The following is a 21,901-nucleotide window of genomic DNA, read 5'->3' as shown; positions in this document are numbered from 1 at the left end:
TTGGCCACCGAGCAGAACGCAGCGACGGCCGACCGACCCAGGGGTCGGTCGGCCGTCGCCGTTCCCGACCTCGTTGACAGGGCGCGCGCCGGCGACATCCGGTCGGTCGGCCGGTTGATCTCGCTGGTCGAGGACGAGTCGCCGCTGCTGCCCGAGGTGATGGCCCAGCTGGCGCCGTTCGCCGGCCGGGCGCGCATCGTCGGCATCACCGGCTCGCCCGGGGTGGGCAAGTCGACCTCCACGAACGCGCTGGTGACCGAGCTGCGGGCGCAGGGGCATCGGGTCGGCGTCCTGGCCATCGACCCGTCGTCGCCGTTCTCGGGTGGCGCGCTCCTCGGCGACCGGGTGCGGATGGGCGACCACGCCCTCGACAAGGACGTGTTCATCCGGTCCATGGCCTCGCGCGGTCACCTCGGCGGGCTGGCCTGGAGCACCCCGCAGGCCATCCGGGTGCTGGATGCCGCCGGCTACGACGTGGTCATCATCGAGACGGTCGGTGTCGGTCAGAGCGAGGTCGAGATCGCCGGCCTGGCCGACACCACCATCGTCCTGCTCGCTCCCGGGATGGGTGACGGCATCCAGGCCGCCAAGGCCGGGATCCTCGAGATCGGCGACCTCTACGTCATCAACAAGGCCGATCGCGAGGGTGCCACCACGGTCCGTCGTGACCTGCGAGGGGCCCTCGCCCTGTCGCAACGCGCCGACGACGCCTGGAAGCCGCCGATCCTGATGACCACCGCCCAGAACGGCGAGGGAGTGGCCGAGGTCGCCTTGGAGATCGAAGCACACCACGCCTGGCTGGAGGAGCACGGCGAGCTGCTGCGTCGGCGTACCCGCCGTGCCCGTGACGAGATCGAGGCCATCGCGGTGACGGGTCTGCGCAAGCGGTGGACCGGGCTCAGCCAGCACACCGAGCTCGACGACCTCGCTGACCGGGTGGTGCGCGGGGAGACCGACCCGTGGGCCGCCGCCGAGGCGTTGCTGCGCACACATCTGGGCTGAATCGCCCCGATGCGCGGAATCGCCGGCGCCCGGGCGCGCCTCCGGGACTCTCGCGGCGAGAATTGCCACAATGGTCGGGCATGCGTTCAGGCGCCAGCAGAGCCATGCCCCGAACACTTCCCCCCACGGATGGAGATTGAGATGAACGCCAAGAAAGGCGTGCTCGCCGTCGTCATCCTCTTCGTCGGGTTCTACATGTTCAAGGACCCGAGTGGACTGGCCGAGCTGGCCAGCGCCGGAGCAGGTGAAGGCTGGTCGCTGACCACGCAGCTCTTCGACGCGACGATCCGCTTCCTCAACGAGCTGTTCTAGGGCGGCATGGGCTTGGTCAGGGCCCTCACGGACCCGAACATCCGCAAGCACCTCCTCCGCGACGAGGGCGAGGTGATCGTCGACGAGGTCATGCACCACTGGCTGGTCTATGCGCTGCCGGTCCTCGAGGTCGCCGCGGCCCTCGCCCTGCTGGTGGTCTTCCCGTTCGTCGACCTCGACCTCGCCTGGTTCCCGTTCCTGCTGGCGTTCGCCCTGCTCGGACACGCCGGGTGGAAGGTCCTGGCCAACTTCCGGGACCGGTTCGTGATCACCAACATGCGGGTGTTCCGGGTCAACGGCGTGCTCAGCCAGCACCTCGCGACGATGCCCTTGAGCCGCATCCTCGACATCACCGTCGTCAAGCCCTTCCACGGTCGGCTGCTGGGCTTCGGGCACTTCGTCTTCGAGTCGGCCGCGCAGGAGCAGGGCCTGCGTGACATCCGCTACGTCGGCAGGCCCGACCAGCGCGACCTCTCGATCCAGCGCGTGGTGCAGCGCTCGGGCCTGCGCGGACCTCGGGTCAACTAGGGTATGTCTCTCACGTCCGGGCCGTCGCGAGCGTCGCGGCAAGGAGGCACGACACACCCATGACCCTCGACTTCGACCCGATCGACGAGGCCGCGCGCCAGTGGGCACAGCGTTGGGACAACGCGACCGCGATGCATGCGGTGACCTCCTTGATGCGGGTGCACCAGCTCGTGCTCGGACGCCTCGACGCGCTGCTCAAGCCGCACGGCCTGACGTTCGCCCGCTACGAAGCGCTGGTGCTGCTGGTCTTCTCGTCCCGGGGCTCGCTGCCACTGGGCAAGATGGGGGAGCGGCTGCAGGTGCACCCGACCTCGATCACCTCCATCATCGGTCGCCTGGTCGACTCCGGCCACGTCGTCCGACGGCGCCACCCCGACGACGGGCGCACCGTCCTGGCCGAGATCACCGAGTCGGGGCGCGCCGTGGTGGAGGCGGCCACCGTCGACCTGACCAGCCACGGCTTCGCCCTCGACTCGATGGACGACGACTCACTGGCCCGCCTCTCGGACCTGCTGCGCCCGGTGCGCCAGGCGTCGGGTGACTTCTGATCCGTGCTGGGTAGGGTGCGCTCGTGACGTCGATCCCGGGCCCCGTCGTACGCCGAGCAGCCGCGTTGGCGTTGGTCGTCGTGGTGGCCCTCTCACCCGGTGCCCACGCGGATTCCGACGACGGCGGCAACCCGATCGACCTGGGCGGCACCCCGACGGGGACCAGCACCGACGGTGGCAACCCGGTGATGGTGGAGGCCGGTCTGTGGAGCTTCACGATGGACCGGGGCGAGTCGCTGCCCCGGCAGTTCGCCTACCGGCGTACCGACGGTGACACCTCGGTGCACGTCTCGGTCACCGCGACCCCGGGGGAGCCCGGTGAGACGCTCAAGGTCGAGGCGTTCGCCCAGGACGGGACCTCCTGCGGCAGCGACACCGCCTCGGCCCACTCCGACGACGCCTGGTCGGCGGTCGGTGCCGACCTGGAGGTCGGACCCGAGGCGTTCGGCGACCGCAACTCGCCCTGCCTCACCGACGAGGTCATCCGCTTCGAGGTCGGTCCCACGACGTCACCACGCGCGAGTGACTCCGACCTGCCGATGACCATCAAGATCGTGGAGGAGAGCCCACTCACCAACCCCGACCAAGAGCTTCCCGAGGTGCCCGAGGCCGAGCCGCCGTTCCGGGCTCCCGGAACCGGGGAGGACCGGGGCGACGTGGAGGGCAGCACGTCCTTCGACGCGCCGCTGCTGGAGTCCGGCACCTGGACCAGCACGGTCCACGAAGGGGAGCAGCGTCTCTATCGCGTGCACCTCGAGTGGGGCCAGACCCTGGCCGCGCAGGTGGACGTCGCGGCGTACGGGGAGTCCGAGCTCGAGGAGATGAGTCCCTTCGCGCCTGACCTGGAGGTGGAGCTCTACAGCCCGATGCGTCGGGACGTGGACTCGTCGTTCGACGACACGACCTCGTCCGGGAGCACGGGGGACGAGGCCCTGGAGCTGACCTCCGGGGTCGGCCCGGTGCGCTACCTCAATCGCTACGACGGCCTGAACGCCTACCTGCCGGGCGACTACTACGTCTCCGTCCGTGCGGAGACACCCTATTCGGACCGAGCCACCGTCGACGTCGCGTTCACCCTCACGGTCGAGGTCCAGGGAGACGTCGCCGGCAAGCCGACGTATGTCGACGAGAAACCGTTCCTGGTCGGCGAAGGAGTGCGGTCCGGTGCGGCCTCGGGGAACCCGCCGCCCGAGCCCGACGGTTCCGGCTGGATCGACGCACGGCACCTGTCAGGGCTGGGTCTCGGTGCGTTCGGGCTGGTCTGCCTGGGCCTGGGCGGCCTGTTGCTGCGCCGCCGGTCATCCTGAACCGACCGCGCCACGGGCCCGCCCGCTCCGCCGGTCGGGGACCATCCGAGGGGCGTTCGCGCCGGCGGCCCACGGGCGTGGGTGGCTCGGACGAGCAGCAGTCGTGCCGGCTCAGGCGAGCAACAGGTAGCCGGCGCCGAGCAGGCTGAGCACCCCGACCAGCAACAGCAGGAACGCGGGAAGCCGCGAGGGGCCGGAGGGTCGGGCCGGGTGTGTCGAGGGAGCAGTCTGCACCCGGGTCGCTGCTCCGTGCTCGACACGGGTGGCGGCCGCTGTCGCCGGATGGTTCGACGGAGCGGGCGCCGGGGCACTGGCCGGGAGCGCCGGAAGCTCCAGAGAGGCGAACTCGTCGCGGATCACGATGCGCTCCCCGGGCTCGGGAGGCAGCGTCTCCAGCTGGAGCGAGGCGAGCTCGGAGCGCAGCTGGGCTGCTGACTCCGGGCGACGTCGCGGGTCCTCGTCGGTGGCGCGGACGAGCAGGTCGGTCAACGCGTTGCGTGCCGGGTCGTCGGTGTGCAACGCGTCCGTGCCGGACGCGGGCGAGCCCGAGAGGGGGGAGCCCGACACCGGGAAGTCCGACACGGGGGAGTCGGAGGTGGGGCGCACGCCGGTGAGCATCTCGAGACCGACCCGGCCCACCGAGTAGAGGTCGGAGCGGAAGTCGGGGTCCGAGCCCCGCCACTGCTCCGGAGCCATGTAGCCGGGGCTGCCGATCACCATCGAGGCCCTGGTCATCCGCGGCTCGTCCAACGGGGCCGCGATGCCGAAGTCGGTCAGGCGCAGGTGCGGCCGACCCGCACCGGTCGGCTCCAGCAGCAGGTTGGCGGGCTTCACGTCACGATGGACGATGCCGGCGGCGTGCACGGCCTCGAGAGCCTGCAGGGTCTGGTCGACGAGCAGGGCCGTCCATCGCACCGGGAGTGCGCCGTGCTCCTTGAGGAGGCCGGCGACCGATCCGCCGCGGACCAGCGGCATGGTGAACAGCACGCGATCGTCCATGCCGGCCCAGGACTGCGGAGTGACCACGTGGCGGTGGTCGATGCGCATCGACTGCTCGCGCACGAAGCGCAGGAGCGAGGAGGCATCGGACTGCCGCAGGATCTTGGCGGCCTTGACCTGGTTGTCGGAGCGGTCGAGGACACACCACACCGTGCCCATGCCGCCCATCGCGATGGGGTCCAGCAGCTCGTAGCGGCCGGCGAAGACTTCACCCACGGACGGAACCCCGGCCCATGTCAGTGGGCGATGCGTGCGCCACCGGCGCCGCTTCCGTTGACCATCAGGGTCTGGCCGGTGATGAACGCGGCGCCGCTGCTGGCCAGGAAGAGTGCGGCCTCGGCGACGTCGTGGAGGGTCCCGGTGCGCTGGGTCCGGGTGCGGGTCAGCACCGGGCCGGACTCCTTGTCCAGGTCGCCACGTTGGGGGGCCTGGCGCGGCACCACGACGGTGGAGGCCACCGCATTGACCCGGATGCCGTTGCTGCCCCACGCAGCGGCCAGCCGGGACGTGGTGTTGAGCATCTCGGTGTGGGCGTTGGCCCCGCCCACCGCCATCTCGCACCAGCGGCGCAGGTGGTGGGTGCTGATCACCGCACCACCGCCGCGCATCTGGCTCTCGGCCAGGCGGTGGCGCAGGCGATGGGCCAGCTGGGTGGGGCCGAGCAGTCCGAGACGCACCGAGTGGGAGACGAACTCCTGCTCTTGGGCGTCGGCGGTGTGCGGCACCCGGGCCCCGGCAGCGTTGACGAGGATGTCGACGGGGCCGACCTGCTCGGCAACCCGCACGATCGAGTCGTGGTTGGTCAGGTCGAGCCGCTGGTAGTCGTAGTCCTGCAGCCGGGCGTCGTAGGCCGAGCGGAGCGACTGCGTGCCGGTGACGGTCACCGATGCCCCCGCACGGGCGAAGCGTCGCGCGATGGTGTTGCCGAGACCGCGAGTGCCTCCGACCACGAGCACACGGCGGTGCGTGAAGTCGTACGACGGATTCGCCACAGAACTCCCTCCGAGACTGGTACTTTTGCGCGCGCTTTCAGGTTCCGGTCGAGAACAATCACCGCCACCGACGGGGACGAGGCGTCGGGGCTGACTGATGTTCCATCGAGCCGAGGAGCATCATGTCATGAATCGAGGTCGTCCGGGAGTCCGGCACGGGTGCCGGGGCACGCTGGTCGGAGTGGGTGCGAAGTCGTGTCACCCGAAGCGATCAAGGGGTGATTCCGGCCCGATTGCGACCATCGGGGAGGATGGGGGCATGAGCCAACAGCCGTTCTCCCGTCCTGGTGCCATCGACCTGTCCGGACTGCGTCGTCCGGCGTCCCAGCCTGCCGCCGCGCCCTCCGCCGGCGGCTCCCCGGCGAGTGCCGGAGGCGGCGCGGCGACCGGCGCCTACTCGGTCGACGTCACGGAGCAGTCCTTCCAGACGGTGATCGAGTCGTCGATGACTGCTCCGGTGGTGCTGGTCTTCCACTCGCCCACCCAGTCCCCGGAGAGCAGCACCTTTGCTCGCGACGTGGCCGCCGTCGCCGACGAGTACGAAGGGCGCTACCTCGCAGGCCTCGTCGACGTCGACGCCTCGCCGCAGATCGCCCAGGCCATGCAGATCCCCCAGGTGCCGCTGATGCTGGTGATCATCGACGGTCGACCCGCGAGCCAGCCGATCCCGGGCGCGCTCAGCCAGGACGAGCTGCGCACGCTCTTCAACCAGCTGGGCCAGCAGCTCACCGCCCAAGGCATCGCCGGCCGGCACCAGCCCCTCGCTTCCGGTGGTGCCCAGGGCGACGAGAACGCCGAGCCCGAGATGGATCCGCGCTACGCGGCCGCCCAGGACGCGCTGGCAGCCAACGACATCGACCTGGCCGTCGCCGAGTACCAGAAGCTCGTCGACGCCAACCCTGCCGATGTGGAGGCCGCCGGGGGCCTGGCGATGGCGCAGGTGCTGCGGCGGGTCCAGGACGTCGACCTCAACTCCGCGCGCGAAGCCGCCGCCCAGGCGCCCGACGACGTCGAGGCCCAGACCCTCGTCGCCGACCTGGACCTGACCGGTGGCCACGTCGACGACGCGTTCAACCGCCTCGTCGAGCTGGTCCGGCGTACGTCGGGCGACGACCGCGACAAGGCCCGCACCCATCTGCTCGGCCTGTTCGCTGCGGTCGGCAACGAGGACTCGCGCGTGATCCGCGGCCGTCAGAACCTCGCGTCCGCGCTCTTCTGAGCGCAGGTCGGGACGCCGGCCCCTGAGCAGCCGGAACGCCGGCGTCCCGCTGGCCTGCGAGCGGGCACTCGCGGGTCAGGACTGACGGCGGAGGAGTCCGTCAGGCCTGCCCGGACTCGGTGTACGCCGTGCCGTTGCCGCGAAGCGTGGCGAGAGTGGCCGCCACCCGACGGTGGGTGAAGTCGGCTGCCCGCTCGCCGATCTCGTCGAGCGTCAGGAACGCAGCCTCGCGGATCTCGCGCTCCTCGAAGACCATCTCGTCGACGAGTGAGGCGTCCTGCTGGCCACCGTCGAAGACCAGGCAGACCGCGTCGTCCCAGCCCGACCACGGCGGCAACCAGTCGGTCAGCAGGAGCTCGCCGGCGGGCAGGTCGACCCCGAGCTCCTCGGCCAGCTCCCGGCTGGTGGCCAGACGCGGTGACTCCCCGACCTCGACCACACCTCCGGGGAGGTCCCAGTCCTTCTTGTAGGTCAGCCGGCACATCAGCACGCGATCACGGTCGTCACGCACCAGCATCTGCCCGATCGCCCGCTTGCGTGGCAGGAAGGAGTTGAGCATCGCGCGAAAGCCCTGGCCGTCGGACAACGGCGGGTCGTCGCGCAACCGGGCCAGCACGACGCAGTCGCCGGAGGCATCGCGGCGTACGCCTTCTCGCCGCAGACCCGCCCACGTGGCGATGCGTTGGCCGACCTCGTCGTCGACCGGCACGAACGCCTCGACGCGAGCGTGGTCGTGGAGTGCGGACTCGACGGCCGTGGCGACCAGCCCGATCGCCTCCCGCAGGGAGCCCTCGCCGACGTCGCCGGACCACGAGACTCGCGCGGCACCGTCCGGGCTGGGCTCCACGGACACGGGCACGGTCCTCGGCTGCTCGGTCACGGCCGCCACCCTAGGCCATGTCACCCACGTCGTCGCCGGCCGCACACCCCCGCCGACGGCCGTGACCGGGGGACACGCCCCGGGGTCATCCCGGTCTGCGGGTGAGGGCGAGGAGGTGGTCGTGGGCCCGGCCGGCGACCGGGTTCTCACCCGCTCGAGAGGCGAGGTCGAGAAGGGCCCACAGGTCCGCCGCCCGCGCCAGCTCGAGGAGACCGTCGGGGCCGTCGTGGCCGACGCCGTCCACCCGGACCGACTCCAGCACCGCCGCGACGAAGGCGGGAGAGCGCTCGAAGCGGAGCAGGTTGCCGAGGTCGGCCACCGGCAGCCCGGCATGCGCGAACTCCCAGTCGAGCACCCCGGTCACGGCTCCGCTCCGGGGATCGACGAGCAGGTTCTTCGGGTTGAAGTCGCTGTGCACGAGGCAGTGCCGGTCGACGGGGTCGAGCAGGTCCTGGCTGCGGTCGGCCAGGTCGAGCAGGGCGTCCCGGTCGGTGGTCGCCCAGGCCGACAGGGCGGGCCCGGACAGCAGGCTCTCGGCGAAGGCCCGCAGGTCGGCCGCTTCCGGTCCGAACGAGCCGACCCGCAACGAGGCATCGACGAACGGACCGCCGCTCAGGAACGGCATGCGGTTCAGCCGGGTGAGCAGCTCCGCCAGGTTGGCGCCGATGCGAGCCTCCAGCTCGGCATCGGCGTCGGGCAGCACGAGGTCGAGTCGCTGCCCGGGCAGGAACGACGTGACGAGGATCCCCGGCAGGTCAGAAGCCGGGTCGGGGCGGCGTACCTCCAGGACCTCCGGGACGGGCAACAGCCCGCGCACCAGGCGCAGCACGGCGGCATCGATGTCGACGGCATCGTCGCCCCGCGCGGCCGAACGCCCCGCATGGATGCGTACGACGACCTGCTCGTCGCCGCTCGTCCCGAGGAACGTCTCACCACTGTGCCCGCCCTCGAGCGGCACCAGTCCTGCGTCGAGCAAGGTCACTCGGCCCGGGCGTGGCGCAGCCAGACGGTGGCGAGCGGCGGGACGGTGATCGTGGCCCGGGCCGGCTGTCCGGACCATTCCCCGGCCTCGGCCTCGACCCGGCCCAGGTTGCCCACCCCGGAGCCGGTGTAGCCGGTGGCGTCGGTGTTGAGCACCTCTTCCCAGGAGCCGACCCCGGGCATGCCGATGGTGTGGTTCTCGTAGGGCAGTGGCGAGAAGTTGGCGACACAGACGAGATCGGGGGAGTCCGGTGCCCGGCGGACGAACGAGAAGACGTTGCGCTGAGCGTCGTTGGCGTCGATCCACGCAAAGCCCGACGGGTCGTGGTCGGCGACGAACAGGGCCGGGGTGTCGCGATAGATCGCGTTGAGGTCACGCACGAGGTCCTGCATGCCCCGGTGCTCCACGTGGTCGAGCAGCCACCAGTCGAGCTGGCGTGCCTCGGCCCACTCCGACTCCTGGCCCAGCTCACAGCCCATGAACAGCAGCTGCTTGCCCGGGTGGGCCCACTGCCAGGCCAGGTAGGCCCGCAGGTTCGCCAGCTGCTGCCAGCGGTCGCCGGGCATCTTGCGCAGCAACGAGCCCTTGCCGTGCACCACCTCGTCGTGGGAGAGGGGCAGCACGTAGTTCTCCGCGTAGGCGTAGACCATCGGGAAGGTGAGCTGGCCGTGGTGGTGCACCCGGTGCACGGTCTCCTGCTGGACGTAGGCCAGCGAGTCGTGCATCCACCCCATGTTCCACTTGAAGCCGAAGCCCAGGCCGCCCTGGTCGGTGGCGCGGGTGACACCGTCCCAGGCGGTCGACTCCTCAGCGATCATCATCACCCCGGGCACCCGGCGGTAGACGGTGGCGTTGAGCTCCTGCAGGAACTGCACGGCTTGGAGGTTCTCCCGTCCTCCGTGCACGTTGGGAGTCCACTCGCCGGGCTCGCGCGAGTAGTCGAGGTAGAGCATCGACGCGACGGCATCGACCCGCAGGCCGTCGACGTGGAACTCCTCGAGCCAGTAGAGCGCGCTGGCGATGAGGAAGTTGCGGACCTCGTTGCGACCGAAGTCGAAGATGTAGGTGCCCCACTCGGGGTGCTCGCCCAGGGACGGGTCGGGGTGCTCGTAGAGCGGTGTGCCGTCGAACCGGGCGAGCGCGAACTCGTCCTTCGGGAAGTGCGCCGGCACCCAGTCGAGCAGGACACCGATGCCCGCCTGGTGGAAGCGATCGACCAACAGGCGCAGGCCGTCGGGGTCCCCGAATCGTGCCGTGGGCGCGAAGTAGGAGGTCACCTGGTAGCCCCACGAGCCGCCGTAGGGGTGCTCCATCACCGGCATCAGCTCGACGTGGGTGAAGCCCAGGCCGCTCACGTAGTCGACGAGCTCCTCGGCCAGCTCGGCGTAGTCGAGCGGCTCGGAGCCGTTCCGGCGCCAGGAACCCAGGTGCACCTCGTAGACCGACATCGGGCTCTCGGTGGGTCGACGCTGCATGCGTTGGCGCAGCCACAGGTCATCGCCCCAGGCGTACGCCGACTCGGTGACGCGCGACGCCGTCTGCGGCGGCACCTCGGTGGCGAAGGCGAGTGGGTCGGCCTTCTCGCGCCAGTGGCCGTCTGGACCGAGCAGTGCGAACTTGTAGGACACACCGGCGAGCACGTCGGGCAGGAAGATCTCCCACACCCCCGAGGTGCCGAGCTGGCGCATCGGCGTGGACCGGCCGTCCCAGCTGTTGAAGTCTCCGATCAGCCGGACGCCGCGTGCGTTGGGGGCCCACACGGCGAACGACGTGCCGGTGACGCCACTGTCATAGGTGCGCCGGTGCGCGCCGAGCACGTGCCACAGCTGCTCGTGACGCCCTTCGTTGATCAGGTGGAGATCGGTCTCGCCGAGGGTCGGCAGATAGCGGTAGGGGTCGTCGTACGACGCGGGGTCCCCGTCGTAGGCGACCGCGAGGCGGTAGTCGGGCACCTCGGAGACGGGGAGCTCGCCGACCCAGACTCCTTCGTGCTCGTGGGTCAGCGGCGTGCGCTGCTGGCCGTGCAGCACCTCGACGGAGGAGGCCAGTGGGCGCAGCGCGCGCACCGTCACGGAGCCCTCGTGGGGATGCGCGCCGAGCACGGAGTGCGGGTTGCCGTGCCCACCTCCGACGAGCAGCGCGAGCTCGGATGGTTCGATCGGTTTGACCGGCACGGTGAACCCCTTCCTCAGGCCGTCAACCGGGTGAGCCCGGCCAGCGGGATGGCCAACCAGGACGGCCGGTTGCGGGCCTCGTAGACGCATTCGTAGACGGCCTTGTCGGCCTCGTAGGCGGCCAGCAGCAGCTGCTCGTCGGAGGACAGCTGCCGGCCGGCGTAGGCGGAGACGAACGCATTGCGGTTGCGCTCGGTCCACTCGGCACCGCGGTAGGCGCGTTGACGGCCGCCGGTGTCGTCGGAGCCCTGGAACGCGCGTTGCACGACGGCCGACGCGTAGTCGAAGGAGCGCAGCATGCCGGCGACGTCACGCCAGGGGGAGTCGGGCAGCAGCCGGTCGGCCAACGGCTTGGCGGGCTCGCCCTCGAAGTCGACGATCTTCCAGCCCTTGACGGTGCGCAGGGTCTGGCCCAGGTGCAGGTCACTGTGGATGCGCTGCACGGCCACGTCGGCGAGCGAGACGAGGCGGCCGTAGATCTCGTGCAGCCGCTCGGCGTGCTCGGCCAGCTCCGGCACCACCTCGATGGCCTCGGTGAGCCGGTCCTGCATGGCCGCGGCCAGGGCCGCCAGCCCGACCTCGTCGAACGTCTCGGTGGGGAACGCCTCGGCCAGGGTGTGGTGGGTCTCGGCCAGGGCCACGCCGAGTCGCTCGCTCTCCGCGGCGAAGTCGCCCCCAACCTCGTCGGCGTGGAGGTCGGCCTCGGCGAACAGGTTGCGGACGCTGGACTGGGCCAGCTCCCAACCGTCACTGGCGGTGCGCAGGAACTGCTGCAGCATGGCCAGCTGGATGATCGAGTCGGAGGTCTCGTCGACCGTGTCCAGCCAGCCGTAGAGGGCGGCCACGTGGTCCGACCCGGCCTCGGTGAGCACGTGGTGGATCTGGATGTCGGGGTTCACTCCGGGAGTGACCTTGCGGAAGACCTTCATCAGGGAGTCGTCACCGAACGCCACCGACGAGTTGGACTGCTCACCGCTGAACAGCGTGGAGTGCACGCTGAGGTCGAGCTCGTGGCCCGGCAGCCGGTGGAAGACGAGCTGGTCCTGCTGCGTCGAGGAACCGCCTTCGGCCTCGGCGAACGCGCTCAGCCACTGGCCCATCGCGTCGCGGTCGTGCACCGCGTCGTACACGTGCGAAGGGCCGAAGTCGGGGTCGTCCCAGGTGCCGACGAGAGCGTGCTCGAGGCGGTCGTCGGCCTCGGACCGAAAGGCCAGCGGCACCTGGTAGAGCTCCTGGTCGCCGTCGTCGTAGGTGATCTCGGCCAGGTCGATGGCGACCCGGGGACCGTCGCCCGTGCTCGGCAGCACGCCCGCCCGGCGGGTGCCGGTGACGGTGAACGTGCGGCCCTTGCCGCCGAACCAACGTGCGGTTCCGACGAACTCGGTCAGTTGGTCCAGGGCAGTCATGGTGCGGTCTCCTCCTTGGGCAGCCGGAACCAGTAGAAGCCGTAGGCGCCGAGCGTGAGCAGGTAGGGCAGCTCGCCGACCGCGGGGAACGGGACACCGCCGAGCAGCTCGATGGGGCGGCGTCCCTCCCACTCTCGCAGGTCGAGCTCGACGGGTTGCGGGAAGCGGGAGAGGTTGTTGACGCACACGATGACGTCGTCGCCGTGCTCGCGCGCGTAGGACAGCACGCTCGGGTTGGAGCCGCCGAGGTCGACGAACGTGCCGAGCCCGAATGCGTCGTGCTGGCGACGGGCGTGGATCATCCGCCGGGTCCAGTGCAGCAGCGACGACGAGTTCTCCATCTGGGCCTCGACGTTGACGGCCTGGTAGCCGAAGACCGGGTCCTGGATCGCCGGCAGGTGCAGCTTGCCGGGAGTCGCCGCGGAGAACCCGGCGTTGCGGTCGGGCGTCCACTGCATCGGCGTGCGCACCGCGTCGCGGTCACCGAGCCAGATGTTGTCGCCCATCCCGATCTCGTCGCCGTAGTAGAGCACGGGGGAGCCCGGCAGCGACAGCAGCAGGGCGGTGAACAGCTCCATCTGGTTGATGTCGTTGTCGAGCAGGGGAGCCAGCCGCCGGCGGATGCCGATGTTGGCCTTCATGCGCGGGTCCTTGGCGTATTCGTCCCACATGTAGTCACGGTCCTCGTCCGTGACCATCTCCAGGGTGAGCTCGTCGTGGTTGCGCAGGAAGATGCCCCACTGGCAGTCACTCGGGATGGCGGGCGTCTGCTCCAGGATCTCGGAGATCGGGTAGCGCGACTCCCGGCGCACGGCCATGAAGATGCGCGGCATCACCGGGAAGTGGAAGGCCATGTGGCACTCGGTGCCGACGCTGCCACCGTGGCCGTCGTCCTCGGGGCCGAAGTAGTCGACGACGTCGCTGGGCCACTGGTTGGCCTCGCACAGGAGCACTCGTCCGGGGTACTTCTCGTCGACGAACCGGCGGCACTTCTTGAGGAACTCGTGGGTCTCAGGGAGGTTCTCGCCGTTGGTGCCGGGCCGCTCGTAGAGGTAGGGGACCGCGTCGAGCCGGAAGCCGTCGAGGCCCATGTCGAGCCAGAAGGCCATCGCCTCGAACATCGCCTCGTGGACCAACGGGTTGTCGAAGTTGAGGTCGGGCTGGTGGCTGAAGAAACGGTGCCAGAAGTACTGCTGGCGCACGGGGTCCCAGGTCCAGTTCGACGGCTCCGTGTCGACGAAGATGACCCGGGCCTCCTGGTAGAGCTCATCGGTGTCCGACCACACGTAGAAGTCGCCGTAGGGACCCTCCGGGTCCTCCCTGCTGGCCTGGAACCACGGGTGCGCGTCACTGGTGTGGTTCATCACGAAGTCGATGATCACGCGCATGCCGCGCTTGTGTGCCTCGTCGAGGAACTCGTGGAAGTCCTCCACCGATCCGGCCTCGGGAAGGATGTTGGTGTAGTCGGCGACGTCATAGCCTCCGTCACGCAACGGCGAGGTGAAGAACGGCGGCACCCACAGGCAGTCGACCCCCAGCCACTGCAGGTAGTCGAGCTTCTCGGTCAGCCCCTTGAAGTCGCCGGTGCCGTCACCGTTGGAGTCGCGGAAGGAGCGCACCAGGACTTCGTAGAAGACCGCGGTCTTGAACCATTCCGGCTGGTCCCCGGCGATGGCGTCGGTCAGGCTCTCTGTCAACGGGGACTCCTCACGGTCAGGATGTGCGCAGGTTCGACGGACGGGTCGAGACGGACGTAGTTGTGCTCGGTCCAGTTCCAGGTCTGGTCGGTGAGCTCGTCGTGCACGACGAAGGACTCGTGCGGGTCCAGTCCCAGCGCAACGAGGTCGAGGTGGACCATGCTCTCGCGGGTGGCGTGCGGATCGAGGTTGACCACCACGATCACGATGTCGCGGTGGTTTCGAGACGGTTGCTGTGCGCCCTCCTCAACCACCGTCGGGTCGGTGGTTGAGGAGCGAGGAACGAGCGTCTCGAAACCACCGGACACAGTGTGTTTGCTGAAGCAGAGGATCGAGTCGTCGTCGGTGCGGTGCACGGTCACGTTGCGCAACAGCTGCAGCGCGGGGTGGGACCGGCGCAGCTCGTTGAGCTTGGTGAGGTACGGCGCCAGGGTGCGTCCCTCGGCCTCCGCGGCCGCCCAGTCACGGATCCGGATCTGGTACTTCTCGGAGTCGAGGTACTCCTCGGAGCCGGGCTTGACCGCCACGTGCTCGTAGAGCTCGTAGCCCGCGTAGACCCCCCAGCTCGGGGCGCCCATGGCCGCCACCGTGGCCCGGACCTTGAACGCTGCCGGACCGCCGTACTGCAGGTAGGCGTGGAGGATGTCGGGGGTGTTCACGAAGAGGTTCGGACGCATCAGGTGGTCGGACTCGTGGGAGAGCTCGAGCAGGTAGTCGCCGAGCTCCTGCTTGCCGGTGCGCCAGGTGAAGTAGGTGTAGCTCTGGTGGTAGCCGATCGCGCCGAGACCGTGCATCATCGCCGGACGCGTGAACGCCTCGGACAGGAACAGCACCCCGGGGTCGAGGCGACGTACCTCGGCGAGCAGCCGCTCCCAGAAGGCCAGCGGCTTGGTGTGCGGGTTGTCGACCCGGAAGATGCGGACGCCGTGCGACATCCAGTGGCGCACGACGCGGAGCACCTCGGCGTAGATGCCGACCGGGTCGTTGTCGAAGTTGATCGGATAGATGTCCTGGTACTTCTTCGGGGGGTTCTCGGCGTAGGCGATGGTGCCGTCGGCACGGGTGGTGAACCACTCGGGGTGCGCCTCCACCCACGGGTGGTCCGGGGCGGCCTGCAGGGCCAGGTCGAGGGCGACCTCGAGCCCGAGCTGCTCGGCCCGGGCCACGAACGCGTCGAAGTCGTCGAAGTCACCGAGGTCGGGATGGATCGCGTCGTGGCCGCCGTCGGCCGAGCCGATCGCCCACGGCGACCCGGTGTCGTGCGGCTCCGGGGTCAACGTGTTGTTCGGACCCTTGCGGTTGATCGTGCCGATCGGGTGGATCGGTGGCAGGTAGACGACGTCGAAGCCCATCGACGCGACGGCGTCGAGGCGTTTCGCAGCGGTGCGGAAGGTGCCGCTGGTGACGCGGCCGGTGGCGGTGTCGCGGACCGCCCCCTCGGAGCGCGGGAAGAACTCGTACCAGCTGCCGAACAGTGCGCGCGGACGGTCGGCGTACGCCGGGTAGGGACCCTCGACCGTGACCAGCTCGCGCAACGGGTTCGCGGCGAGGACGGCACGGAGCTCGGGGGTCTGGAGGACGGCCAGCCGGGCAGGGGCGGGGCGTGCCGTGTCGCCGGCCGCCTCGATCCCGGCCGTGACGAGCGCGGTCGCCCGCGTGTCGGTGGAGCCCAGCTGGGTGAGCACCTGCTCCAGCAGCAGTCGCCCCTCGGTGAACATCAGCTCGGTGTCGATCTCCGCCGGGATCTTGATGTCGGCGGCGTGCTGCCAGGTCGCGATCAGGTCGGACCACGCGTGGATCTCGAAGGTCCACGGTCCTTCCAGGTCGGGAGTCACCCAGGCACTCCAGTGGTCGGGCAGGTGGGGGCTCAGCTCCATCCTCACCGGCGCCCGGCGCCTTCCGGTGGGATCGGTGAGGACCACCTCGGCGCCCAGCTTGTCGTGACCTTCGCGGAACACCGACGCAGTCACCGGGAACGGTTCGTGCAGCGTTGCCTTGGCTGGTTGGCGACCCAGGTCGACAACCGGGGTCACGTCCATCACGGGTATGCGTCCGACCATGGCATCAGACTTGCCGATCAGCGGGTTGCGCGCAAACGCCTCACCCGGAGACGGTGGTTTCGTCCAGGGCCGAGCTCCCGGGCGAAGCCCTTCGCGGTCTGCTCACTGCCGGCGAATTGTCCGGCGCGTGGTTCCGGGCGGTGGGCTACGGTCATGGCGTGCGTGCCATTCGAAGGTTCACCGTCCAGCCCGTCCTGCCCGAGGCACTCCACCCGTTGGGTGAGTTGGCCACCAACCTGCGTTGGTCCTGGCATCCGGAGACCCAGGACCTCTTCGGAGAGGTCGACGCCGACGTGTGGGAGACGGTGCACCACGACCCGGTGCGGTTGCTCGGGGCCGTCACACCCGATCGCCTCCACGAGCTGGCCGCCGACGCGGAGTACGTCGCCCGGGTACGCACCGGACACGAGGCCCTCCAGCAGTACCTGACCGAGGACCGGTGGTTCCAGAAGGCGTCGGCGGACCGGACCGGGTGGCCGGCCTCCGTGGCCTATTTCTCGCCCGAGTTCGGCATCACTGCCGTGCTGCCGCAGTACTCCGGCGGCCTGGGGATCCTCGCGGGCGACCACCTGAAGACCGCCTCGGACCTCGGTGTCCCGGTCGTCGGTGTCGGACTTCTCTACCGGCACGGCTACTTCCGCCAGCAGCTGTCGCGCGAGGGGTGGCAGGAGGAGTCCTACCCGGTGATGGACCCCGACGGGCTCCCGTTGTCGCTGCTCCGGGAGGCCGACGGCAGCCCGGCGCTGATCAGCGTCTCGGTGCCCGGCGACGTCCCCCTCCGCGCGCGCATCTGGGTCGCCGGGGTCGGCCGGGTCCCGCTGCTGCTGCTCGACACCGACATCGAGGAGAACGGTGGCGAGCTCCGCCACGTCACCGACCGGTTGTACGGCGGCACCACCGAGCACCGCCTGCTCCAGGAGCTGCTGCTCGGCATCGGAGGAGTGCGGGCCCTGCGCGCCCACTCCCGTCTCACCGGCGCCCCCGATCCCGAGGTCTTCCACACCAACGAGGGCCACGCCGGCTTCCTCGGGCTGGAACGCATCCGGGAGCTGACCGTCGACGCATCGGGTCCGCGGCTCGACTTCGACACCGCCCTCGAGGTCTCGCGTGCCGGCACCGTGTTCACGACGCACACCCCGGTTCCGGCTGGCATCGACCGCTTCCCGCGGGACCTGGTCAGCCAGTACTTCGGCGGGTTCCACGACTCGGGCGGGCCGGTTCCCGGCGTGCCGGTCGATCGGATCCTGGGCCTCGGTGCCGAGGACTACGAGGGCGGGGACCCGGGCGTCTTCAACATGGCCGTCATGGGCTTCCGGCTCGCGCAGCGCGCGAACGGGGTCTCCGAGCTCCACGGGCACGTCTCCCGAGGGATGTTCAACGGGCTCTGGCCGGGCTTCGACGAGGCCGACGTGCCGATCGGCTCGATCACCAACGGTGTGCACGCCCCCACCTGGGTGGCCCGTGAGGTGTTCGGTCTGGCCGAGGAGGCCGGCGCCGACGTCGGTTCGGACAGCCCTGAGGTCTGGGACGCGGTCGACCAGGTGTCGGCACGCAGGATCTGGGACGTCAAGCGCCAGCTGCGCGAGATCTTGGTCCAGGACGCGCGTCGTCGGATGCACGCGTCGTGGACACATCGCGGCGCCGCGGCCGCCGAGCTCAGCTGGATCGACTCCGCGCTGGACCCCGACGTGCTCACCATCGGGTTCGCGCGCCGGGTCCCGTCGTACAAGCGCTTGACGCTGATGCTGCGCGACCCCGAGCGGCTCAAGCGGATCCTGCTCGACCCCGAGCGCCCGGTGCAGCTGGTCATCGCCGGCAAGTCCCACCCGGCCGACGACGGCGGCAAACGCCTGATCCAGGAGATCGTGCGGTTCGCCGAGGATCCGGAGGTCCGGCACCGGATCGTCTTCCTGCCCAACTACGACATCGCGATGGCCCAGCCGCTCTATCCGGGCTGCGACGTGTGGCTGAACAATCCGCTGCGTCCCTACGAGGCCTGTGGCACGTCCGGCATGAAGGCAGCGTTGAACGGCGGCCTGAACCTGTCGATCCTCGATGGCTGGTGGGACGAGTGGTACGACGGTCGCAACGGGTGGGCGATCCCCTCGGCCGACGGGATCGACGATCCCGATCGTCGTGACGACATCGAGGCGAACGCGCTCTACGACCTGGTCGAGACCGAGATCGCGCCCCGGTTCTACGACCTGGACGAGTCGGGGGTGCCGTCGCGATGGATCGAGATGGTTCGCCACACCCTCAAGTCGTTGGGGCCCAAGGTGCTCTCCACACGGATGGTGCGTGACTACGTGGAGCAGCTCTACGTCCCCGCGGCCCGGTCCGCCCGCACACTCGGCGACCACTCGGTCGCGCGTGACCTGGCCGCGTGGAAGCATCGCGTCCACGCCGAGTGGCACGCAGTGCGCGTCGAGCACGTCGAGTCCCGGGGGGTGGCCGACTCACCCGCGGTCGGGTCGTCGCTGGCGGTGCGCGCCTTCGTCGCGTTGGGTGGGCTCGGGCCCGATGACGTCTCGGTGCAGGTGGTGCACGGCACCACCGGAGTCGATGATGCGCTCAGCGCCGTGCAGGTCGAGGAGCTGCGGGCCGTGGAGTCCTACGAGGGTGGGCGCCACCGCTTCGACGGCGCGATCGCCCTGGACCGCCCGGGCCCGTTCGGCTACTCGGTGCGGGTGCTCCCGAAGCACGCCCAGCTGGCCTCCGGAGCCGAGCTCGGACTCGTCACGCTGCCGGACTGAGCAACCCCTGCACTGTTCTCCTCGCGTGCGAGCCCGCGGGTGAGTCCGAGGCGGGTCACACGTCGCGACCGGGATCCTCGGCGACCTGCTTCGCGATGGGCTCGTTGGCGGGAGGCTCCCAGGTGCTGGCCTCGATCACGGCCGACTCGTCCCTCGTGGTCTTGCGTGCGGCGCGGGCGCTCAGCAGGGCGATGATCCGGGCCACGACCAGGGCGAGGTAGAGCATCCCTGCGATCTGCTCGAGCATCACGAATGATCGTGCCTGGGGCTGGATCGGCACGATGTCGGAGAGCCCGGTGGAGGTCAGCGTGGTCACCGAGAGGAACAGCATCTCGGTCCAGTTGCGAGCCGAGTCCGCGTCCACCGCGGCGGTGAACGAGTCGGGCCAGATGATCTGGGTGGCGGCGTAGACGTAGGCGAACGCCCAGGCCACCACGGTGAAGGTGGCGCCGGTGGCGAAGACCTCGTCCGTGGTGACCACGTCGTCGGAGAACATGTAGCGGATCAGCGCATAGGCCGTGTAGAAGTAGAAGACCGCGTGCAGGATGGCCGACCAGAGGGCCACGCCCTCGTTGCCCGGCATCGAGGCCTCGAGAATCGTCAGCACGGTCACGGGTACGCCGATCGTCGCGGCCACCCAGCTCAGTGCTGGGGTCATCCGGATGGCCATCACCGCGATCACCAGCACGATCAGGGCGAAGGTGCTGAACGCCGCACGGCCCACCGGCTGCTCGCCGAGGAACGGGTAGACCACGATGCCCAGCAGCTGCACGAACAGCAGCACCGCAGAAGGGTGCTGACGCGTCAGCTGGATCCAGTGCGACATCTTCGTGCTCCTCAGGTCTCGCGCAGCACCAGGACGGCGCGGGCGGCGAGCTCGAGGGTGTCGCCGGCCTTCGCGGGGAAGCCCGGTCCGTGCTCCGGGTCGGTGGACAGGACGACCTCGCCGGACTGCACCCAGGCGTTCTCGGGAAGTGTCAGGCGGACCGGTTCGGCGGAAGCGTTGAGCCAGATCATGAACGAGTTGTCCACCTGCTGCTCGCCGCGGGGGCCGGGGGAGCGGAGCGGTGCCCCGGAGACGAACATCCCCACCACGGCAAGGGACTCGTCGAACCAGTCGTCGGCGGTCATCTCCCGGCCGGTGGCGTGCAGCCAGGCCAGGTCCTTGGGTCCGTCCTGGATCGCCGGCCGCCCCTCGAACCAGTGCCGTTGGCGCAGCGCGGGATGCTCGCGACGCAGTCGCAGGGCGGCCTTGGTGATCTCGTAGACGTCCAACCAGGCGTCGTCGGGACGCCAGTCGATCCACGACGTCTCGTCGTCCTGGCTGTAGGCGTTGTTGTTCCCGCCCTGGGTGCGGCCCCGCTCGTCGCCCGCGGTCAGCATCGGCACCCCGTTGGAGAGGCAGAGCGTGGCCATCAGGTTGGCCGCCTGACGACGCCGCAGGGCCAGGATGTCGTCGTCATCGGTCTCGCCCTCGACTCCGTGGTTCCACGAGCGGTTGTCGTCGGAGCCGTCGCGGTTGTGCTCGCCGTTGCCCTCGTTGTGCTTGGTGTCGTAGCTGACCACGTCGCGCAGCGTGAACCCGTCGTGCGCGGTCACGAAGTTCACCGTCGAGTACGGCGAGCGGTCGTCGTCGGCGTACAGATCAGAGGATCCGGCCAGCCGGGTGGCGACGGTGCGGATCCCGGAGGACCGGCCACGCCAGAAGTCGCGGATGGTGTCGCGGTACTGGTCGTTCCACTCCACCCACGGTGGCGGGAACTCGCCGACCCGGTAGCCGTCCATCGATGCGTCCCACGGCTCCGCGATCAGCTTCACGTGACGCAGCACCGGGTCCTGGCCGATCGCGGTCAGCAGGTGGCAGTCCATGCTCACCTCGTGGCGGACCCGGGTCAGGGCGGAGGCGAGGTCGAAGCGGAAGCCGTCGACGTGCATCTCGGTGACCCAGTAGCGCAGCGAGTCGAGGATCAGTCGCAGCACCTGGGGATTGGACGCGTCGACGGTGTTGCCGCAGCCGGTGACGTCCCAGTAGGTGTCGTCGAAGCCCGCAGGGGTGCCGTCCTCGTGGGGCTCCGGGCGCACCCGGTGGTAGACCCCGCGGTCGTCGAGGCCGCGGAAGGACAGGCTCGGCCCCTGGGCCCCGCCTTCGGCGGTGTGGTTGTAGACCACGTCGAGGATCACCTCGAGCCCGGCATCGTGGAAGGCCTTGACCATCGCCTTGAACTCGGTGACCTGCTCGCCGCTGTCACCCGAGGAGGAGTAGGCGTTGTGCGGGGCGAAGAACCCGATCGAGTTGTAGCCCCAGTAGTTCACCCGTCCCTTCTCCATCAACCGCGGCTCGGAGACGAACTGGTGGACCGGCAACAGCTCCACGGCGGTCACGCCGAGATCGCGCAGGTAGTCGGTGACGGCGGGCGTGGCCAGGCCGGCGTACGTTCCGCGCAGCTCCGCGGGCACCCGGTCGTGCAGGGCGGTCATGCCCTTGACGTGCAGCTCGTAGATCACGCTGTCGCGCCAGCGGCGCCGCATCGGTGCATCGTCACCCCAGTCGAACTCGTCGTGTACCACGACGCTGCGTGGCACGTACGGCGCGGAGTCGGTCGGGTTGATCTCGTCGGGCGCGTCCAGCACGTGGGCGTAGATCGCCGGGTCGTGCGTGACCTCACCGGCGATGGCCCGGGCATTCGGGTCGATCAGCAGCTTGGCCGGGTTGAAGCGGAGCCCGTCGGCCGGCAGCCACGGGCCGTCGGCCCGGTAGCCGTAGTGGGTGCCCACCGCGACGTCGGGGATCGCGCCGTGCCAGATGCCGAGGGACTGCTCGGTGAGGGCGTGCTGCTTCTCACCACCGTGCTCGTCGAAGAGGCAGACGGTCATCCCGGTCGCTTCGGGGGCGTAGACCGCGAAGTTGGTGGCCTCCTCCGACCAGGTGGCGCCGAGCGGATGGTTCCGCCCCGGCCAGATGGGGGAGTGTTGTCCTGGGTGGGTCCAGATTCCTGGTGTCACCCGCGTCATTGTCCACGACCGGCCCCACTAGAGTCGCAA

17 protein-coding genes are annotated in these 21,901 nt (G+C 69.9%); 7 read left to right on the top strand and 10 right to left on the bottom strand.

The window, feature by feature from the left end; genetic code table 11:
* From meaB to ncot_RS12900, 5 genes are all read left to right on the top strand, one after another.
* Positions 1 to 1,002 (top strand): methylmalonyl Co-A mutase-associated GTPase MeaB, encoded by a 1,002-nt coding sequence (gene meaB / locus ncot_RS12920; protein WP_168617980.1) that lies wholly within the window; start codon positions 1 to 3, stop codon positions 1,000 to 1,002.
* Between the two features lie 141 nt (positions 1,003 to 1,143).
* On the top strand, positions 1,144 to 1,314 hold the full coding sequence (locus ncot_RS12915; RefSeq protein ID WP_168617979.1) for a hypothetical protein: 171 nt from the start codon (positions 1,144 to 1,146) through the stop codon (positions 1,312 to 1,314).
* A gap of 6 nt (positions 1,315 to 1,320) precedes the next feature.
* Entirely contained in the window at positions 1,321 to 1,842 is a 522-nt protein-coding gene (locus ncot_RS12910; RefSeq protein WP_168617978.1) for a PH domain-containing protein, read from the top strand.
* A 59-nt stretch (positions 1,843 to 1,901) separates the two neighbouring features.
* On the top strand, positions 1,902 to 2,390 hold the full coding sequence (locus ncot_RS12905; RefSeq protein WP_168617977.1) for a MarR family transcriptional regulator: 489 nt from the start codon (positions 1,902 to 1,904) through the stop codon (positions 2,388 to 2,390).
* Between the two features lie 23 nt (positions 2,391 to 2,413).
* Positions 2,414 to 3,697, top strand: coding sequence for a hypothetical protein (locus tag ncot_RS12900; RefSeq protein WP_168617976.1), 1,284 nt, complete (start codon positions 2,414 to 2,416; stop codon positions 3,695 to 3,697).
* Between the two features lie 111 nt (positions 3,698 to 3,808).
* Here the strand turns inward: ncot_RS12900 and ncot_RS12895 are convergent, their stop codons facing one another.
* Complete coding sequence (locus ncot_RS12895) at positions 3,809 to 4,912, bottom strand: serine/threonine-protein kinase (RefSeq protein ID WP_168617975.1); 1,104 nt, start codon at positions 4,910 to 4,912, stop codon at positions 3,809 to 3,811.
* A gap of 20 nt (positions 4,913 to 4,932) precedes the next feature.
* The gene (locus ncot_RS12890; protein ID WP_168617974.1) at positions 4,933 to 5,688 is read right to left on the bottom strand and encodes an SDR family oxidoreductase; all 756 of its coding nucleotides are present in this window, start codon (positions 5,686 to 5,688) and stop codon (positions 4,933 to 4,935) included.
* A gap of 259 nt (positions 5,689 to 5,947) precedes the next feature.
* Here ncot_RS12890 and ncot_RS12885 point away from each other — a divergent pair, with 259 nt between their 5' ends.
* On the top strand, positions 5,948 to 6,907 hold the full coding sequence (locus ncot_RS12885) for a tetratricopeptide repeat protein (protein WP_168617973.1): 960 nt from the start codon (positions 5,948 to 5,950) through the stop codon (positions 6,905 to 6,907).
* A 100-nt stretch (positions 6,908 to 7,007) separates the two neighbouring features.
* Here ncot_RS12885 and ncot_RS12880 read toward each other — a convergent pair whose 3' ends face one another.
* From ncot_RS12880 to ncot_RS12855, 6 genes are all read right to left on the bottom strand, one after another.
* Positions 7,008 to 7,787: an NUDIX hydrolase gene (locus ncot_RS12880; RefSeq protein WP_168617972.1), complete on the bottom strand. Its 780-nt coding sequence runs from the start codon at positions 7,785 to 7,787 to the stop codon at positions 7,008 to 7,010.
* 85 nt (positions 7,788 to 7,872) lie between these two features.
* The gene (locus tag ncot_RS12875) at positions 7,873 to 8,769 is read right to left on the bottom strand and encodes a phosphotransferase (protein ID WP_240937898.1); all 897 of its coding nucleotides are present in this window, start codon (positions 8,767 to 8,769) and stop codon (positions 7,873 to 7,875) included.
* Positions 8,766 to 10,943, bottom strand: coding sequence for a 1,4-alpha-glucan branching protein GlgB (glgB, locus tag ncot_RS12870; protein WP_240937897.1), 2,178 nt, complete (start codon positions 10,941 to 10,943; stop codon positions 8,766 to 8,768). The genes ncot_RS12875 and glgB overlap by 4 nt, the downstream gene beginning before the upstream one ends.
* Before the next feature lie 14 nt (positions 10,944 to 10,957).
* Complete coding sequence (locus ncot_RS12865; protein WP_168617969.1) at positions 10,958 to 12,349, bottom strand: hypothetical protein; 1,392 nt, start codon at positions 12,347 to 12,349, stop codon at positions 10,958 to 10,960.
* Complete coding sequence (gene treS / locus ncot_RS12860; RefSeq protein ID WP_168617968.1) at positions 12,346 to 14,046, bottom strand: maltose alpha-D-glucosyltransferase; 1,701 nt, start codon at positions 14,044 to 14,046, stop codon at positions 12,346 to 12,348. Before treS ends, ncot_RS12865 begins: the two co-directional genes overlap by 4 nt.
* Positions 14,043 to 16,106, bottom strand: coding sequence for an alpha-1,4-glucan--maltose-1-phosphate maltosyltransferase (locus ncot_RS12855; RefSeq protein WP_168617967.1), 2,064 nt, complete (start codon positions 16,104 to 16,106; stop codon positions 14,043 to 14,045). Before ncot_RS12855 ends, treS begins: the two co-directional genes overlap by 4 nt.
* A 158-nt stretch (positions 16,107 to 16,264) precedes the next feature.
* On the opposite strand from ncot_RS12855, the gene glgP reads away from it, so the two are divergent.
* Entirely contained in the window at positions 16,265 to 18,859 is a 2,595-nt protein-coding gene (gene glgP / locus ncot_RS12850; protein WP_168617966.1) for an alpha-glucan family phosphorylase, read from the top strand.
* A 55-nt stretch (positions 18,860 to 18,914) separates the two neighbouring features.
* Here the strand turns inward: glgP and ncot_RS12845 are convergent, their stop codons facing one another.
* Both ncot_RS12845 and glgX read right to left on the bottom strand, forming a co-directional pair.
* Complete coding sequence (locus ncot_RS12845) at positions 18,915 to 19,685, bottom strand: potassium channel family protein (protein WP_168617965.1); 771 nt, start codon at positions 19,683 to 19,685, stop codon at positions 18,915 to 18,917.
* 11 nt (positions 19,686 to 19,696) lie between these two features.
* The gene (glgX, locus tag ncot_RS12840; RefSeq protein ID WP_168617964.1) at positions 19,697 to 21,871 is read right to left on the bottom strand and encodes a glycogen debranching protein GlgX; all 2,175 of its coding nucleotides are present in this window, start codon (positions 21,869 to 21,871) and stop codon (positions 19,697 to 19,699) included.
* Positions 21,872 to 21,901 lie beyond the last annotated feature (30 nt).

This window comes from Nocardioides sp. JQ2195, assembly GCF_012272695.1.
GTDB lineage: Bacteria > Actinomycetota > Actinomycetes > Propionibacteriales > Nocardioidaceae > Nocardioides.
Note: the sequence above shows the minus strand (reverse complement) of the source record. Positions and strands in the feature narration are given on the sequence as shown.

Coding starts and splice junctions, on each gene's coding strand:
- ncot_RS12915 (WP_168617979.1), top strand. CDS start 1,144: ATGAACGCCAAGAAAGGCGTGCTCGCCGTCGTCATCCTCTTCGTCGGG.
- ncot_RS12910 (WP_168617978.1), top strand. CDS start 1,321: ATGGGCTTGGTCAGGGCCCTCACGGACCCGAACATCCGCAAGCACCTC.
- ncot_RS12905 (WP_168617977.1), top strand. CDS start 1,902: ATGACCCTCGACTTCGACCCGATCGACGAGGCCGCGCGCCAGTGGGCA.
- ncot_RS12885 (WP_168617973.1), top strand. CDS start 5,948: ATGAGCCAACAGCCGTTCTCCCGTCCTGGTGCCATCGACCTGTCCGGA.
- ncot_RS12865 (WP_168617969.1), bottom strand. CDS start 12,349: ATGACTGCCCTGGACCAACTGACCGAGTTCGTCGGAACCGCACGTTGG.
- ncot_RS12855 (WP_168617967.1), bottom strand. CDS start 16,106: ATGGTCGGACGCATACCCGTGATGGACGTGACCCCGGTTGTCGACCTG.
- ncot_RS12845 (WP_168617965.1), bottom strand. CDS start 19,685: ATGTCGCACTGGATCCAGCTGACGCGTCAGCACCCTTCTGCGGTGCTG.
- glgX (WP_168617964.1), bottom strand. CDS start 21,871: ATGACGCGGGTGACACCAGGAATCTGGACCCACCCAGGACAACACTCC.